This window comes from Streptomyces sp. NPDC088733, from assembly GCF_044751185.1.
Lineage (GTDB): Bacteria > Actinomycetota > Actinomycetes > Streptomycetales > Streptomycetaceae > Actinacidiphila.
The window spans coordinates 22247-36784 of the sequence record NZ_JBIVLH010000029.1 but is presented as its reverse complement, the minus strand read 5'-3'; the positions used below and the strand labels follow the sequence as shown (position 1 = coordinate 36784).

The 14538-nt window shown below is 69.9% G+C and carries 13 protein-coding genes; 7 read left to right on the top strand and 6 right to left on the bottom strand.

Annotated features, from left to right (window positions below):
• The first annotated feature begins 269 nt into the window (after nt 1-269).
• Complete coding sequence (locus ACIP64_RS35490) at nt 270-1613, top strand: MATE family efflux transporter (RefSeq protein WP_401595264.1); 1344 nt, start codon at nt 270-272, stop codon at nt 1611-1613.
• Nucleotides 1614-1680: 67 nt separating this feature from the next.
• On the opposite strand, the gene rplI is transcribed toward ACIP64_RS35490, so the two are convergent.
• The 4 genes from rplI to rpsF all read right to left on the bottom strand — a co-directional run bounded on the left by rplI (nt 1681) and on the right by rpsF (nt 3369).
• Nucleotides 1681-2130, bottom strand: a complete 450-nt coding sequence (gene rplI / locus ACIP64_RS35485; protein WP_360904444.1) for a 50S ribosomal protein L9 — start codon at nt 2128-2130, stop codon at nt 1681-1683.
• 17 nt (nt 2131-2147) lie between these two features.
• Entirely contained in the window at nt 2148-2384 is a 237-nt protein-coding gene (gene rpsR / locus ACIP64_RS35480; protein ID WP_026250812.1) for a 30S ribosomal protein S18, read from the bottom strand.
• A gap of 41 nt (nt 2385-2425) precedes the next feature.
• Nucleotides 2426-3016 carry a single-stranded DNA-binding protein gene (locus tag ACIP64_RS35475; RefSeq protein ID WP_360904448.1) on the bottom strand — a complete coding sequence of 197 codons (591 nt, stop codon included), beginning with the start codon at nt 3014-3016 and terminating at the stop codon, nt 2426-2428.
• 62 nt (nt 3017-3078) lie between these two features.
• Entirely contained in the window at nt 3079-3369 is a 291-nt protein-coding gene (rpsF, locus tag ACIP64_RS35470) for a 30S ribosomal protein S6 (RefSeq protein WP_319663375.1), read from the bottom strand.
• A gap of 290 nt (nt 3370-3659) precedes the next feature.
• On the opposite strand from rpsF, the gene ACIP64_RS35465 reads away from it, so the two are divergent.
• The 3 genes from ACIP64_RS35465 (at nt 3660) to ACIP64_RS35455 (ending at nt 6407) form a co-directional block, all read left to right on the top strand.
• Entirely contained in the window at nt 3660-4004 is a 345-nt protein-coding gene (locus tag ACIP64_RS35465) for a hypothetical protein (protein WP_401595260.1), read from the top strand.
• Between the two features lie 206 nt (nt 4005-4210).
• Nucleotides 4211-5332 carry a peptidoglycan bridge formation glycyltransferase FemA/FemB family protein gene (locus ACIP64_RS35460; RefSeq protein WP_360904454.1) on the top strand — a complete coding sequence of 374 codons (1122 nt, stop codon included), beginning with the start codon at nt 4211-4213 and terminating at the stop codon, nt 5330-5332.
• Nucleotides 5333-5375: 43 nt separating this feature from the next.
• Complete coding sequence (locus ACIP64_RS35455) at nt 5376-6407, top strand: alanine racemase (protein ID WP_401595258.1); 1032 nt, start codon at nt 5376-5378, stop codon at nt 6405-6407.
• An 83-nt stretch (nt 6408-6490) separates the two neighbouring features.
• On the opposite strand, the gene ACIP64_RS35450 is transcribed toward ACIP64_RS35455, so the two are convergent.
• Together ACIP64_RS35450 and ACIP64_RS35445 are read right to left on the bottom strand one after the other, a co-directional pair.
• The gene (locus ACIP64_RS35450; protein WP_401595255.1) at nt 6491-8056 is read right to left on the bottom strand and encodes a glycosyltransferase family 87 protein; all 1566 of its coding nucleotides are present in this window, start codon (nt 8054-8056) and stop codon (nt 6491-6493) included.
• 133 nt (nt 8057-8189) lie between these two features.
• Entirely contained in the window at nt 8190-11006 is a 2817-nt protein-coding gene (locus ACIP64_RS35445) for a transglycosylase domain-containing protein (protein ID WP_401595252.1), read from the bottom strand.
• A gap of 347 nt (nt 11007-11353) precedes the next feature.
• Between ACIP64_RS35445 and ACIP64_RS35440 the strand changes: the two genes are divergently transcribed.
• The 3 genes from ACIP64_RS35440 to ACIP64_RS35430 all read left to right on the top strand — a co-directional run bounded on the left by ACIP64_RS35440 (nt 11354) and on the right by ACIP64_RS35430 (nt 14503).
• Nucleotides 11354-12004, top strand: coding sequence for a helix-turn-helix transcriptional regulator (locus tag ACIP64_RS35440; protein WP_401595250.1), 651 nt, complete (start codon nt 11354-11356; stop codon nt 12002-12004).
• Nucleotides 12005-12027: 23 nt separating this feature from the next.
• Nucleotides 12028-13110 (top strand): inositol-3-phosphate synthase, encoded by a 1083-nt coding sequence (locus ACIP64_RS35435; RefSeq protein WP_401595248.1) that lies wholly within the window; start codon nt 12028-12030, stop codon nt 13108-13110.
• A 100-nt stretch (nt 13111-13210) separates the two neighbouring features.
• Nucleotides 13211-14503, top strand: a complete 1293-nt coding sequence (locus tag ACIP64_RS35430; RefSeq protein WP_401595245.1) for an MFS transporter — start codon at nt 13211-13213, stop codon at nt 14501-14503.
• Nucleotides 14504-14538: the final 35 nt, after the last annotated feature.

The window sequence follows — 14538 nt, the reverse complement described above, 5'->3', positions numbered from 1 at the left end:
GACGACCTGTTGAAGAAACGGCTCCGCCTGTGGAGAAGCCCGCCCAAGCTGTGTACAGGCCGGGGGACAGCGACGTGGACAAGCACACAATCACCCAATGATCACGGCTCTGACCTGGGCTTTCTTCATCCACCCACTGTGGACAAGAAAAACTTCCCCCTTCGGCTCAAGATCGCGACAAACGACGCGGAGCAGATCACCCTGTGCAGCGACAGGTAATGGACGAAGCCACCTTGCGGCTATTACATGTGGATGATTACGCTGGCCGCGTGCCTCAGACCGCCGAGTTCTCCCGTCAGCAGTCCGCCCGCCGCCACGACCGCGAGATCTTCGGCCTCGCCCTGCCCGCCTTCGGCGCCCTGGTCGCCGAACCGCTCTTCCTCCTCGTCGACAGCTCGATCGTCGGCCACCTCGGCACCGCGCAACTGGCCGGCCTCGGTGTGGCCGGCGCGCTCCTCACCACCGTCGTCGGTGTCTTCGTCTTCCTCGCCTACGCCACCACGGCCGCCGTGGCCCGCCGGGTCGGCGCGGGCGACCTGCCCGCCGCGATCCGTCAGGGCATGGACGGCATCTGGCTCGCCCTGCTGATCAGCGTCGCGGCCGTCGCCGTGACCATTCCGGCCGCACCCGCCCTCACCGGCCTCTTCGGCGCGTCCGGCACCGCCGCCCCGTACGCCGTCACCTATCTGCGGATCAGCGCACTCGGCATCCCCGCGATGCTCGTCGTCCTCGCCGCGACCGGCGTCCTGCGGGGCCTGCAGAACACCAGGACCCCGCTCCAGGTGGCCGTCGGCGGCTTCGCCGCGAACGCCGCGCTCAATGTGCTGCTGGTCTACGGCGCCGGCTTCGGCATCGCCGGCTCCGCCTGGGGCACCGTGATCGCCCAGAACGCCATGGCGGCCGTCTACCTCGCGGTCGTCGTCCGCGGCGCCCGGCGGCACGGCGCCTCCCTGCGTCCCGACCTGGCCGGGATCCGGGCCTGCGCCCAGGCCGGGACACCGCTGCTGATCCGCACGGTGAGCCTGCGCGCCGTCCTCATGATCGCCACAGCCGTCGCCGCGCGCCTCGGGGACGTCTCGATAGCCGCCCATCAGATCACCTTCGCCCTGTGGACCCTCGCCGCCTACGCGCTGGACGCCCTCGCCATCGCAGGGCAGGCGATCATCGGCCGGCACCTCGAGGCCGGCGACGCGGAGGCCGCCCGGGCCGCCTGCCGCCGCATGGTCCAGTGGGGCGTCGCCGCCGGCGTCCTGATCGGGCTGCTGACGGCGGTCGGCCGGCCGCTGATAGCGCCACTGTTCACCTCCGACCCGTCGGTGCACTCCGCCCTCGTCCCGGTGCTGCTCGTCGCGGCGCTGGCACAGCCGGTCAGCGGCGCGGTCTTCGTCCTGGACGGGGTGCTGATCGGCGCGGGGGACGGCGCCTACCTCGCCGGTTCCACGATCGTCACCCTGGTGGTCTTCGCCCCGGTCGCGCTGGCCGTGCCCGCGCTGGGCGGCGGCCTGACCGCACTGTGGTGGGCGATGGACCTGATGATGCTGACCCGGCTCGTCACCCTGCAACTGCGCGCCCGTTCCGGGAAGTGGGCCGTCACCGGCGCGGTCCGCGCCTGACCGCCGGCAGGGACGGCGAAGGGCCCGGAACCACGCGGTTCCGGGCCCTTCGCTCACGCGGTGGGTGTCAGCTCGCGACGACCTCGACGTCGAGACCGGCCTCGACCTCGGGGTGCAGACGCACCGACACCTTGTGCGAGCCCAGCGTCTTGATCGGCGAACCGATCTCGACACGGCGCTTGTCCACGTCCGGACCGCCCGCGGCCTTGATGGCGGCGGCGATGTCGGCCGGGGTCACCGAACCGAACAGACGGCCGGCGTCACCGGCGCGGGTCGTCAGCTTGACCTTGACACCGGCGAGCTGCGCCTTGACGGCGTTGGCCTGCTCGATGGTCGCGATCTCGCGGATCCGGCGCGCACGGCGGATCTGCTCGACGTCCTTCTCGCCACCCTTGGTCCACGCGATCGCGAAACCGCGGGGGATCAGGTAGTTGCGGGCGTAGCCGCTCTTGACCTCGACGACGTCGCCTGCGGCGCCGAGGCCGCTGACCTCATTGGTGAGGATGATCTTCGCCATTGCTCAGTCACCCTTCCTTAGCGAGCGGTCGAGGTGTAGGGCAGCAGCGCCATCTCACGGCTGTTCTTCACGGCCGTGGCGACGTCGCGCTGGTGCTGGGTGCAGTTGCCGGTGACCCGGCGGGCACGGATCTTGCCGCGGTCGGAAATGAACTTCCGCAGCAGGTTCGTGTCCTTGTAGTCGACGTACGTGATCTTGTCCTTGCAGAACACGCAAACCTTCTTCTTCGGCTTGCGAGCAGGCGGCTTCGCCATTGTCTCTCTCCAGTGTGATCAAGAAGTGTGGTGCGCCGCCCTCAGAAGGGAGGCTCGTCCGAGTAGCCGCCGCCGGAACCGGAGCCACCGCCCCAGTTGCCGCCACCACCCTGGCCGCCACCGGCCGGAGCACTGGTCGCCCAGGGGTCGTCGGCGGGCGCGCCGCCCTGGCCGCCGCCGGAGCCACCGCCCCAGTTGCCGCCACCTCCACCCTGACCGCCGCCGCCGTAACCGCCCTGACCGCCGCGGGAGCCGCCGGCTCCGCCGCCGCTCGCCCGGGTGATCTTGGCGGTCGCGCTGCGCAGGCTGGCGCCGACCTCGTCGACGTCCAGCTCGTAGACCGTCCGCTTGACGCCCTCGCGGTCGTCGTACGTCCGCTGCTTCAGCCGGCCCTGCACGATCACGCGCATGCCCTTCTGAAGGGACTCCGCCACGTTCTCCGCCGCCTGCCGCCAGACCGAGCACGTGAGGAAGAGGCTCTCGCCGTCCTTCCACTCGTTGGTCTGCCGGTCGAAGGTGCGGGGGGTGGACGCGACACGGAACTTCGCGACCGCCGCACCGGAGGGGGTGAAGCGCAGCTCGGGGTCGTCGACGAGATTGCCGACGACCGTGATGACGGTCTCGCCTGCCATGGTGGGTGACCTCTCGGCTTTTCTTGGCTGCTCGGTATCCCGAATGCCGTGAGCCGTCAGGCTCAGTGGGTTTCGGGGCGGAGGACCTTGGTCCGGAGGACCGACTCGTTCAGGTTCATCTGACGGTCGAGCTCCTTGACGACCTCGGGTGTGGCGTTGAGGTCGATGACCGAGTAGATGCCCTCGGGCTTCTTCTTGATCTCGTAAGAGAGACGACGACGGCCCCAGGTGTCGATCTTCTCGACCTTGCCGCCGCCCGTACGGACGACACCAAGGAAGTTCTCGATCAGCGGGGAGACAGCACGCTCCTCGAGATCGGGGTCGAGGATCACCATCACCTCGTAGTGACGCATGTGGAACCCACCTCCTTCGGACTCAGCGGCCATGGCGTTTCCATGGCAGGAGGGTTTGCATCGCGTCGCAACGGTATCGCGGGCCACCGACAACGCCCTGGGCCTTCCGTGGATCGCATCCCGGAGACCTTGCGGACCGTTGCAGGGGCCTGCACAGACACCGGTGCAGACGGTACACACTACCCGGCCCCGTGCTTCCGGTTGAAATCCGCGGGTGGAAGCCCCCAATCTGTACACATCGGGTGTGTCCGGCGCTACGATGCGCCACTTCTCCATCACGGAGGTGCCCCATGGCACAGGCAGTACGACCCACCACCGACGCCCACCACCACCGCTTCCGGCTCTCCCGGTTCACCTTCAACAGCGACGGCCAGCCGCACCCGGTGGAGAACGGCCTCGCCGTAGCGACGCTCGTACTGGGCCTGCTGGCCTCCATCGCCGCCTTCTGGAGCGGACTGCACCTGCTGAGTTCCTGGGCCGGCCTCATCGGGCTCCTGGTCGGCGCCTACGGGCAGTACCGCTCGGTCACCACCGCGGAGCGCTTCGTCTTCATCATCGGAATGGGCCTGGCCGGCATCGGTTTCTACATCGGCATGGCCCACGGCGGTCTCTTCGGCGGAGTGCTGGGGGGATAGCAGGCACGCGGCACGGTCACGCGGCGGCGTCCCGCGACGCCGCCCCCGGGCCCGGCCGGGCCCGGCTCCGGGCCGTCCGGGCCCGAGCCGCGGCCTCCGGTTGTCCACAGCCCTCGCAGGGGCGTTCGCCGTTCGCAGTAGGCTTCGGCGCAGTAGTAGTGCAGACAGAGACGCCTTAGCCGCAGCAGCGATGGGGAGCGCCCCGCATGAGCTTGACCCTGAGGACCATCAGTCGGGAACAGCACCTGGCGTACATCCAGAGCCTGCCCTCGGCGAGCCACTGCCAGGTCCCCGCCTGGGCGGACGTCAAGACCGAATGGCGCTCGGAGAACCTGGGCTGGTTCGACGACAGGACCGGTGAACTGGTCGGCGCGGGCCTGGTCCTGTACCGGCAGCTGCCCAAGGTGAAGCGGTACCTGGCGTACCTGCCCGAGGGCCCGGTGATCAACTGGTACGCGCCCAACCTGGAGGACTGGCTGCGCCCGATGCTCGCGCATCTGAAGCAGCAGGGCGCGTTCTCCGTGAAGATGGGCCCGCCCGTGGTGATCCGCCGCTGGGACGCGAACGCCATCAAGGCGGGCATCGCCGATCCGGACGTCAAGCGCCTGCGCGACGTCGAGGCGACCTTCATCGAGCCCCGCGCCTTCGAGGTGGCCGACCGCCTGCGCCGCATGGGCTGGCAGCAGGGCGAGGACGGCGGCGCCGGCTTCGGCGACGTGCAGCCGCGCTACGTCTTCCAGGTGCCGCTCGAGGACCGCAGCCTGGACGACGTCCAGAAGGGCTTCAACCAGCTGTGGCGCCGCAACATCAAGAAGGCCGAGAAGCTCGGCGTCGAGGTCGTCCAGGGCGGCTACGACGACCTCGCGGTCTGGCAGCAGCTGTACGAGGTGACGGCCGAGCGCGACCACTTCCGGCCGCGCCCGCTGTCGTACTTCCAGCGCATGTGGCAGGTGCTCAACGCCGAGGACCCCAACCGCATGCGCCTGTACTTCGCCACGCACGAGGGCGAGGCGGTCGCCGCCGCCACGATGCTCGTTGTCGGCCGGCACGTCTGGTACTCGTACGGGGCCTCCGCCAACCACAAGCGCGAGGTGCGGCCCAGCAACGCCATGCAGTGGCGCATGCTGCGGGACGCCTACGCGCTCGGCGCGAGCGTGTACGACCTGCGCGGCATCAGCGACTCCCTGGACGAGAGCGACCACCTCTTCGGGCTCATCCAGTTCAAGGTGGGCACCGGTGGGCAGGCTGCCGAATACTTGGGCGAGTGGGACTTCCCGCTCAACAAGCTGCTCCACAAGGCGCTCGACATCTACATGTCCCGCCGCTGACCCGCCCGTCCGTCCGCCGACCCGAAAGGCCACCCCACCCGCGATGGCGCTCTCCCTGTACGTCGACACCGTGCGCTGGCGTGCGCACCAGCAGTCCGTGGCGGAGCAGTTCCCGGGGCTGATCCCGGTCTGCAAGGGCAACGGATACGGCTTCGGCCACGAGCGCCTGGCGGAGGAGGCCATCCGCCTGGGCGCGGACATCCTGGCGGTCGGCACGACGTACGAGGCCGCGCAGATCAAGGACCTGTTCGGCGGCGACCTACTCGTCCTCACCCCGTACCGGCTGGGCGAGGAGCCGGTGCCGCTGCCGGACCGCGCCATCAGGTCCGTCTCGTCGGTGGAGGGCGTGCGCGGCCTGGTCGGCGCGCGGGTCGTCATCGAGGTCATGAGCAGCATGAAGCGCCACGGCGTGAGCGAGGACGACCTCGTCAAGCTGCACTCGGCCATCGACGACGTCCGCCTGGAGGGCTTCGCCATCCACCTGCCGCTGGACCGCACCGACGGCTCCGACGCGGTGGAGGAGGTCTTCACCTGGATGGAGCGGCTGCGCGCGGCCCGGCTGCCGCTGCACACGCTGTTCGTCAGCCACCTCAAGGCGGGCGAGCTGGAGCGGCTGCGCGCCCAGTTCCCGCAGACGCGCTTCCGCGCCCGCATCGGCACCCGGCTCTGGCTCGGCGACCACGAGGCCACCGAGTACCGCGGCGCCGTCCTGGACGTCACCCGCGTCGCCAAGGGCGAGCGCTTCGGCTACCGCCAGCAGAAGGCGGGCGAGGACGGCCACCTGGTGGTCGTGGCGGGCGGCACCTCCCACGGGGTGGGCCTGGAGGCCCCCAAGGCCATGCACGGCGTCATGCCGCGCGCCAAGGGCGTCGCCCGTGCGGGGCTCGCCACCATCAACCGCAACCTGTCCCCCTTCGTGTGGGCGGGCAAGCAGCGCTGGTTCGCCGAGCCGCCGCACATGCAGGTGTCGATCCTCTTCCTGCCGGGCGACGTGGCCCCGCCCGCCGTCGGGGACGAGCTGGTGGCCCATCTGCGGCACACGACGACCCAGTTCGACCGCGTCGTCGACCGCTGACGCCGCGCTCCGCGTCCGCGTCCGCACACAAGGAGGCCCCCGCACCGCCGAGCGCTGCGAGGGCCTCAGGAGCGCCGCCGGGATCAGGCGGGCGGGTTCGGGTCCACACCCCACCGCACGGGCTGCTGGACCGGCGTCCCGGGGCCGTACGGGCCCTCCGGGCCGGCGAAGGGGGCGGCGTGGCGCGCGCGCCGGCCCGAGCCGCCCAGGGAGACCTTGTCCCTCGCCTCGTCCAGCACACCGCCGGAGGGGTCGTCCGAACCGTCCCGGCGGACCGGGTCGCGCTCGGGGAGGAGCACGTCGCGGACGACGACCGCGCACAGGTAGAGCGTCCCCACCAGGTGCACCGCGATGGCGAGGTCGTAGCCGTACATCGGCAGCCCCTTGTTGCCGCCGCCCGTGGTGTACGCCAGGTAGAACCAGATGCCGAGGAAGTACATGACCTCGGCGGCCTGCCAGATCAGGAAGTCGCGCCAGCGCGGCCTGGCGAGCGCGGCGAGCGGCACCAGCCACAGCACGTACTGCGGTGAGTAGACCTTGTTGGTCAGGACGAAGGCCGCGACGATCAGGAAGGCCAACTGGGCGAAGCGCGGCCGCCGCGGCGCCCACAGCGCCAGCAGACCGATGCCGACCGCCAGCAGCGCCATCAGCACCATGGCGCCGAGGTTCGCCACGCTCCTGTCGATCGAGATGCCGGTCGTCTGCGTGATGGCCAGCCAGAACGAGCCGTAGTCGACGCCCCGTTCCTGGCTGAAGGCGTAGAACCGCCACCAGCCCTCGGGGGCGAGGATCGCCACCGGCAGGTTCACCACGACCCAGGCGCCCGCGGCCCCGGCCAGGGTGACGCTCCACGCCTTGAGTCTCCCGGCCCGCAGGGCCAGTACGAACAGCGGCCAGAGCAGGAGCACCGGGTACAGCTTGGCGGCCGTCGCCAGGCCGATCAGGATGCCGGCGGCCAGCGGGCGGCTGCGGGACCACAGCATCATCCCGGCGGCGGCGAGGGCCACCGCGAACAGGTCCCAGTTGATCGTGGCGTTCAGCGCGAACGCGGGTGCCAGGGCGACCAGCAGCGCGTCCCAGGGCCGGCGGCGGTTGGTGCGGGCCACGCAGACCGCGATGACCGCGGTGCACGCCATCAGCATCCCCGCGTTGACCAGCCAGTAGATCTGCTCGCGGTGCTGGATCGTGCCGCCGTGCGGGGTCAGCCAGGAGGCGACCTCCATGAAGACACCGGTCAGGACCGGGTACTCCAGGTAGCCCATGCCGCCGGAGACCGTGTCCGGGATGCGGTCGAAGTACGGCACCAGGTCGTCGGCGAAACCGCGCCCGTAGTACAGGTGCGGGATGTCCGAGTAGCAGGCGTGGCTGTACTGCGCGTTCGCGCCGAAGAACCAGCCGCTGTCGTAGCAGGGCAGCTTCTGCACCATGCCGAGCGCGAACATCCCGATCGCCACCAGCACGATCACCCGCAGCGGGTTCCACCACCCGCGCTGCCCCACGGCGGCGAACCGCCCCAGCGGCCCTCCGATGACCTCGCTGCCGGCCCGGGCGACCGGGTCCTCCTCCGTCGGAGGCACGACCTCCTCGGCCTCGCGGGGCTCCTCGGCCGCCCCGGCCTCCCGGTGGTGGTCTTCGCGCACGCTCGTCATGCGGACATCCTGCCCTACGCGGCTGAGCGGGGGCTGTCCCAATCCCGACGCGATCACGAACGGCCGCGGCCGCGGAGGGCGTGGTGCCCTCCGCGGCCGCGGATCGGTGCGGGTGCGGTCCCCGGACGGGGCCTCAGCCGTTGGCCCCCGCGAAGAGGCCGGTGCCCTTGGTATTGCTGGAGGACGGGGTCGAACTCGGTGTGCCGGAGGCCCCGCCGTCCGTGCCGCCGCCGTCGGCGCCGCCATTGGCCGCACCGCCATTGGCTGCACCGCCGTTGCCACCGCCGCCGTTGCCGCCACCGCCGTTGCCACCGCCGCCGTTCTGGCAGCCGAAGAACCCTCGGCAGGTCTCGGTCGCCGTCGCGGTGGGCGACTGGGTGGGCGGCGTGAACGTCGGGGTCGGCGGCGTGCTCGCGCTCTCGGTCGGCGAGGACGACACGGACGGGCTCGACGACGCCGGGGCGCCCAGCTCGTCGTGGATGTCGCCGATCTTGACCGGGTCCGGGAAGGGGACGTCCTGCGTGCCCTTGAGCGCCGCCTTCATGTACTCGGTCCAGACCTGGGTCGGGATGTCACCACCGTGGATGGACTCCACACCCGCCGTGCCGTTCATGGAGAGCAGGCTGTGGGTCTTCGGGTTCTCGCGGAACATCGCGATCGAGGTCGACAGCTGCTTGGTGTAGCCGACGAACCAGGCCGACTTGTTGCTGTCGGTCGTACCGGTCTTGCCGGCCGCCGTCCGGCCCAGCGCCAGCGCCTTCATACCCGTACCGTTCTTGATCACGTTCTCCAGCGTGTCGGTGACGTTGTCCGCCACCTCCGACGGCATGACCTCGGTGGCCTTCGGCTTGTCGAAGCCGGGCACCTCCACACCGCCCTGCTTGACCGCCGTGACCGAGTACGGCTCCACGTGCTTGCCCGAGGCCGCGAAGGTCGCGTAGGCGTCGGCCATGCGAATGGCGCTCGGGGTCGAGGTACCCAGCGCGAACGAGGGGTTCTGGTAGGCCATCGAGGTCTTCAGGATGCCGGACTTCTCGGCGACCGAGGCCACCTTGTCCATGCCGACGTCCATGCCGAGCTGCACGAAGGGGGTGTTGATGGACTGCTCCATCGCCTTGCGCAGCGTGATGAAGCCCCAGGCGTGGGGACTCTCGTTCTCCTGGTAGAACGGCGTGTTGTCCTTCTTGAGGACATCGGTGCCGTCGTTGTTCTTGACCCTCAGGTGGTCGTTGCCGTTGTACTTGCTCAGCGGCGAGATCCCCTCGCCGTGGCTCCGGTACGTGCCGTACTCCATGGCGGCGGCGAGCACGAACGGCTTCCACGTCGAACCGACCGGCACACCCGAGGTGTTGGCGTTGTTGGTGAAGTGGTTGTGCTCGAAGCCGGCGCCGCCGTAGATCGCGACGATCGCGCCGTCGTTCGGCTTCACCGAGGCCGCACCGAACTGCACGTACTTGTCCAGCTCCCGCTTGTTCGGCTTGAGGTTGGCGTCCTCGACCTTCTTGACCGCCTTGGCCAGCGCGTCCACCTTCGGCTTCTCGAAGGTCGTGTAGATCTGGTAGCCGCCCTGGTCGAGCTCCGCCCGGCTGATCTTGGAGTGGCTGAGCACGTAGTTCTTGGCGGTGTCCACCAGGTAGCTGATCTGGCCGGTCATGCCCTTGGTGGCCTTCAGGCCCTGCGGCTCGGGGTACCCCGAAACGGCCTTGTCGTACAGGGGCTTGGTCAGGTGGCCGTCCTTGTACATCTCACCGAGGATCCAGCGCCAGCGGTCCTCGGAGTTCTTCCGGTTCGCCTCGGGCGTCGCGATCGGGTCGATGCTCGTGGCGCCGGCCGGGTCGTAGTACGTGGGGCCCTTGAGCAGCGCGGCCAGGAAGGCGCACTGGCTGTCGTTGAGCTTCTCGGCGTCCACGCCGTAGTAGGTCTGGGCCGCCGCCTGGATGCCGTAGGCACCGCGTCCGTAGTACGCGGTGTTCAGGTAGCCCTGGAGGATCTCGTCCTTGCTGAGCTTCGTCCCCACCTTTATGGAGATGAAGAGTTCCTTGAACTTACGGCTGACCGTCTGCTCCTGGCTCAGGTAGGTGTTCTTGACGTACTGCTGGGTGATCGTGGAACCACCCTGCGCGTCACCGCCCTTGGCCATGTTGAACAGCGCGCGGCCGATACCCATGGGGTCGACGCCGGAGTCCTTCTCGAAGCTCTTGTTCTCCGCGGAGATGACCGCGTACTGCATCGACTTCGGGATCTCGGCGAGCGTGACGTTCTGCCGGTTGGCACCGGTGCCGGTCGCCACCATGCGGTCGCCGTTGGCCCAGAAGAAGACGTTGTTCTGGGACTTGGCGGCGTCGTTCTCGTTGGGGATGCCGACCATCGCGTAACCGATGCCCGCGGCCGCCACCAGGCTGCCGAAGAAGAAGACGCACAGACCCGACACGAGCTTCCAGGACGGCACCCAGCGCTGCCAGCCGTCCCTGCCCCAGCGGGGGTAGTCGAGGATGCGCTTCTTCGGCGGCTGGCCGCCTCCGCGCCCGCCCCCGGCGCCCGCCTCCGCGGTGCGGCGACGTCCGCCGCCCTTCTGATTGGCCTGGGCCGCGCGGCGTGCGGCGGCGCGCCCCTGGTACGCGGGCTCGCCCCCGCCCCGGCGTCCGCCCTGACCCGCACCCGGGCCCGGGACCGCGCCGTGGCCGGCGCTCTGACGTGCCCCCTGGCCCGGACCGGACGGCCGTCCGCCCTGACCCGCGGCGGCGCTGCCCCGGGGGGGCTGCTGACGCGGACCGCCGCCCGTGCCCTGGGTGCCCTGGGCCGGACCGGGTCCGCGTGTGCCGTACGACTGCGATGGCGGCGCTTCCCGCCGGCCTCCTGGCGGCGGGGGTTGCTGCTGCGCGCCGCGCCGGGCGGCTGCGCGGCCGCCGCCGGGCGGCGTCTGCGGCGGCTTGCGACGGTGCTCGCTCATGAACAGCTACTCCTAGGACAGGCGGAATCGCCTGAAAGCGGCAGTGGTTTTCCGGTCCCCCCGGCGTGCGTTGGCCGCACTGCACCACGGACAAGGACGCTCACTTGCGCCCCACGGTTCCCGGTGCTCTGCATGGCGAACAGAGTACGCAGGGTCAAAAGACCTGCTAGCCCGATGTTCATCACATAAGGGGCGGTTGACGCTGTGCAGATTTCCCGATGTGACGTCGGTCACCGTGCGGCACCTTGCGGGCCCCGGTCGGGCGTTCTATCGTCACGATGTATCGAGCCGATACATCGCGGCGAGATAAGAGGCGACGACTGCAAGGACGGAGGCGGGAAGAGGGCATGAGCAAACGCTCGGGCATCCTCGAGTTCGCCGTCCTGGGCTTGCTGCGCGAATCCCCGATGCACGGTTATGAGCTGCGGAAACGGCTCAACACCTCGCTCGGTGTGTTCCGCGCGTTCAGCTACGGGAGCCTCTACCCCTGCCTCAAGACACTGGTCGCTCAGGGCTATCTGGTCGAGGAGACCGGCCCCGAGTCCGATCCGCTCACCACGCCGCTGGCCGGCCGGAGAGCGAAGATCGTGTACCGGCTGACGGCGGCCGGCAAGGAGCACTTCGAAGAACTGCTCGCCCACTCCGGACCGGACGCATGGGAGGACGAGCACTTCGCTGCTCGTTTCGCCTTCTTCGGCCAGACGTCCAGGGACGTACGGATGCGTGTCCTCGAAGGTCGGCGCAGCCGCCTGGAGGAACGCCTGGAGAAGATGCGCGCGTCCCTCGCGCGCACCCGTGAGCGGCTCGACGACTACACGCTCGAGTTGCAGCGGCACGGCATGGAGTCGGTGGAGCGCGAGGTCCGCTGGCTGAACGAGCTGATCGAGACGGAGCGGGCGGGGCGCAGCAGGCCCCTGTCCGCTCCGTCCTCGGACGCCGAGCAGGACAACCAACAGGAAAACGACGAGGGACCCGGCAGCGACCGGGGATCCTCGTGACGATCACACAGGGAGCAACCGGAATGGGTTCGGTTCGCGTAGCCATCGTGGGCGTGGGCAACTGCGCCGCGTCGCTGGTGCAGGGTGTCGAGTACTACAAGGACGCCGACCCGGCCGGCCGCGTGCCCGGCCTCATGCACGTGCAGTTCGGCGAGTACCACGTGCGTGACGTCGAGTTCGTGGCGGCCTTCGACGTGGACGCCAAGAAGGTCGGGCTCGACCTGGCCGACGCCATCGGTGCCAGTGAGAACAACACCATCAAGATCTGCGACGTGCCGCAGACGGACGTGACCGTCCAGCGCGGCCACACCCTCGACGGTCTCGGCAAGTACTACCGCGAGACCATCGAGGAGTCCGGCGAGGAGCCGGTGGACGTCGTCCAGATCCTCAAGGACCGCCAGGTCGACGTGCTTGTCTGCTACCTGCCGGTCGGTTCCGAGGCCGCCGCCAAGTTCTACGCGCAGTGCGCCATCGACGCCAAGGTCGCGTTCGTCAACGCCCTGCCGGTGTTCATCGCGGGCACCAAGGAGTGGGCGGACAAGTTCACCGCGGCCGGCGTGCCGATCGTCGGCGACGACATCAAGTCCCAGGTCGGCGCCACGATCACGCACCGCGTGCTGACCAAGCTCTTCGAGGACCGCGGGGTCATCGTCGAGCGCACCATGCAGCTGAACGTCGGCGGCAACATGGACTTCAAGAACATGCTCGAGCGCGAGCGCCTGGAGTCCAAGAAGATCTCCAAGACGCAGGCCGTCACCTCCCAGATCCCGGACCGCGACCTGGGCGCGAAGAACGTCCACATCGGCCCCTCGGACTACGTGGCCTGGCTGGACGACCGCAAGTGGGCCTACGTCCGCCTGGAGGGCCGCGCGTTCGGCGACGTCCCGCTGAACCTGGAGTACAAGCTCGAGGTCTGGGACTCCCCGAACTCCGCCGGTGTCATCATCGACGCCCTGCGCGCCGCGAAGATCGCCAAGGACCGCGGCATCGGCGGCCCGATCCTCTCGGCCTCCTCGTACTTCATGAAGTCCCCGCCGGTGCAGTACTTCGACGACGAGGCGCGCGAGAACGTGGAGAAGTTCATCCGCGGCGAGGTCGAGCGCTGATCGGCGGTTCAGCCACCGTTCACCGCCCGTCGCACGACGCGACCCATCAGGCCCCCGGGTATGACACCCGGGGGCCTGTGTGTCGTGTGAGGCTGTGCGCATGCCCGTCGTACGCGATCTCCGTCTGCTGCTGCGCTTCCGCGACTTCCGGTGCCTGCTGGCGGTACGGCTGCTGTCGCAGCTCTCCGACGGGGTGTTCCAGGTGGCGCTGGCGGCCTACGTGGTCTTCTCCCCGGAGAAGCAGACCTCTCCGGCGGCCATCGCCTCCGCCATGGCCGTGCTGTTGCTGCCGTACTCGCTGCTGGGGCCGTTCACGGGTGTCCTGCTCGACCGCTGGCGGCGGCGGCAGGTGCTGCTCTACTGCAACCTGCTGCGCGCCCTGCTCTCGGCCGGTACCGCCGCCCTGATGCTGCTGCGGGTGCCGGACTGGCTGTTCTATCTGTCGGCCCTCTCGGTCACCGGCATCAACCGCTTCGTCCTGGCCGGCCTGTCGGCCGCGCTGCCGCGCGTGGTGGACGGCGAGCGCCTGGTGATGGCCAACTCGCTCTCCCCGACCGCGGGCACCCTCGCGGCGACCGCGGGGGGCGGGATGGCGTTCCTCATCCACCTCGGGGTCGCCGAGGGCCGGGCGTCCGACGCCCTGGTCGTGCTCCTGGCGGCCCTGATCTATCTGTCGGCCGGGCTGACCTCCCTGACGCTGGGCCGCGATCTGCTGGGCCCCGATCCCACCCGGGTCCAGCCGCGGGTCGGCGAGGCACTGCGCAGTACCGTCGGCGGCCTGCTCCACGGGCTGCGGCACCTGCGGGACCGCCCGCGGGCCGCGCGTGCGATGGCCGCGATGACGGCGATGCGCTTCTGCTACGGCGGGCTGACGGTGACGGTGCTCATGCTCTGCCGGTACGCCTGGGCCGGCGGCGGTACGGGCGGCGGCGACTCCGGTGGGGACGGGCTGGCGCTCCTGGGCCTCGCGGTCGCCGCGTCCGGGGCGGGGTTCTTCGTCGCGGCAGTGATCACTCCGTGGTCGGCGGGACGCTTCGGGACCTTCGGCTGGATCACCGTCTGCGCGGCCTCGGCCGCCGTCCTGCTGCCGGGGCTGGGGCTGCCCTTCCGCCCGGTCCCGATACTCGTGGCGGCCTTCGTTCTCGGCGTCGCCACGCAGGGAGCCAAGATCGCCACCGACACGGTCGTCCAGTCCTCGATCGACGACGCCTACCGCGGCCGGGTCTTCTCCCTCTACGACGTCCTCTTCAATGTGGCCTTCGTCGGCGCGGCAGCGGTCTGCGCCCTGATCCTGCCCGCCGACGGCCGCTCCGCCGCCCTGGTGATCGGGCTCGCCGTGATCTATGCCGCGGTGGCGGTGAGTACCGCGCGCACTCCGGTCCGTTTCGCGTGAGGCACGGCACCATCGCCATGTTTCACGTGAAACAT

What these genes read in the sequence shown, in the direction of transcription:
- rplI (WP_360904444.1), bottom strand. Translation starts at nt 2,130, where the DNA reads ATGGCGAAGATCATCCTCACCAATGAGGTCAGCGGCCTCGGCGCCGCA.
- rpsR (WP_026250812.1), bottom strand. Translation starts at nt 2,384, where the DNA reads ATGGCGAAGCCGCCTGCTCGCAAGCCGAAGAAGAAGGTTTGCGTGTTC.
- ACIP64_RS35475 (WP_360904448.1), bottom strand. Translation starts at nt 3,016, where the DNA reads ATGGCAGGCGAGACCGTCATCACGGTCGTCGGCAATCTCGTCGACGAC.
- rpsF (WP_319663375.1), bottom strand. Translation starts at nt 3,369, where the DNA reads ATGCGTCACTACGAGGTGATGGTGATCCTCGACCCCGATCTCGAGGAG.
- ACIP64_RS35465 (WP_401595260.1), top strand. Translation starts at nt 3,660, where the DNA reads ATGGCACAGGCAGTACGACCCACCACCGACGCCCACCACCACCGCTTC.
- ACIP64_RS35460 (WP_360904454.1), top strand. Translation starts at nt 4,211, where the DNA reads ATGAGCTTGACCCTGAGGACCATCAGTCGGGAACAGCACCTGGCGTAC.
- ACIP64_RS35455 (WP_401595258.1), top strand. Translation starts at nt 5,376, where the DNA reads ATGGCGCTCTCCCTGTACGTCGACACCGTGCGCTGGCGTGCGCACCAG.
- ACIP64_RS35450 (WP_401595255.1), bottom strand. Translation starts at nt 8,056, where the DNA reads ATGACGAGCGTGCGCGAAGACCACCACCGGGAGGCCGGGGCGGCCGAG.
- ACIP64_RS35445 (WP_401595252.1), bottom strand. Translation starts at nt 11,006, where the DNA reads ATGAGCGAGCACCGTCGCAAGCCGCCGCAGACGCCGCCCGGCGGCGGC.
- ACIP64_RS35440 (WP_401595250.1), top strand. Translation starts at nt 11,354, where the DNA reads ATGAGCAAACGCTCGGGCATCCTCGAGTTCGCCGTCCTGGGCTTGCTG.
- ACIP64_RS35435 (WP_401595248.1), top strand. Translation starts at nt 12,028, where the DNA reads ATGGGTTCGGTTCGCGTAGCCATCGTGGGCGTGGGCAACTGCGCCGCG.
- ACIP64_RS35430 (WP_401595245.1), top strand. Translation starts at nt 13,211, where the DNA reads ATGCCCGTCGTACGCGATCTCCGTCTGCTGCTGCGCTTCCGCGACTTC.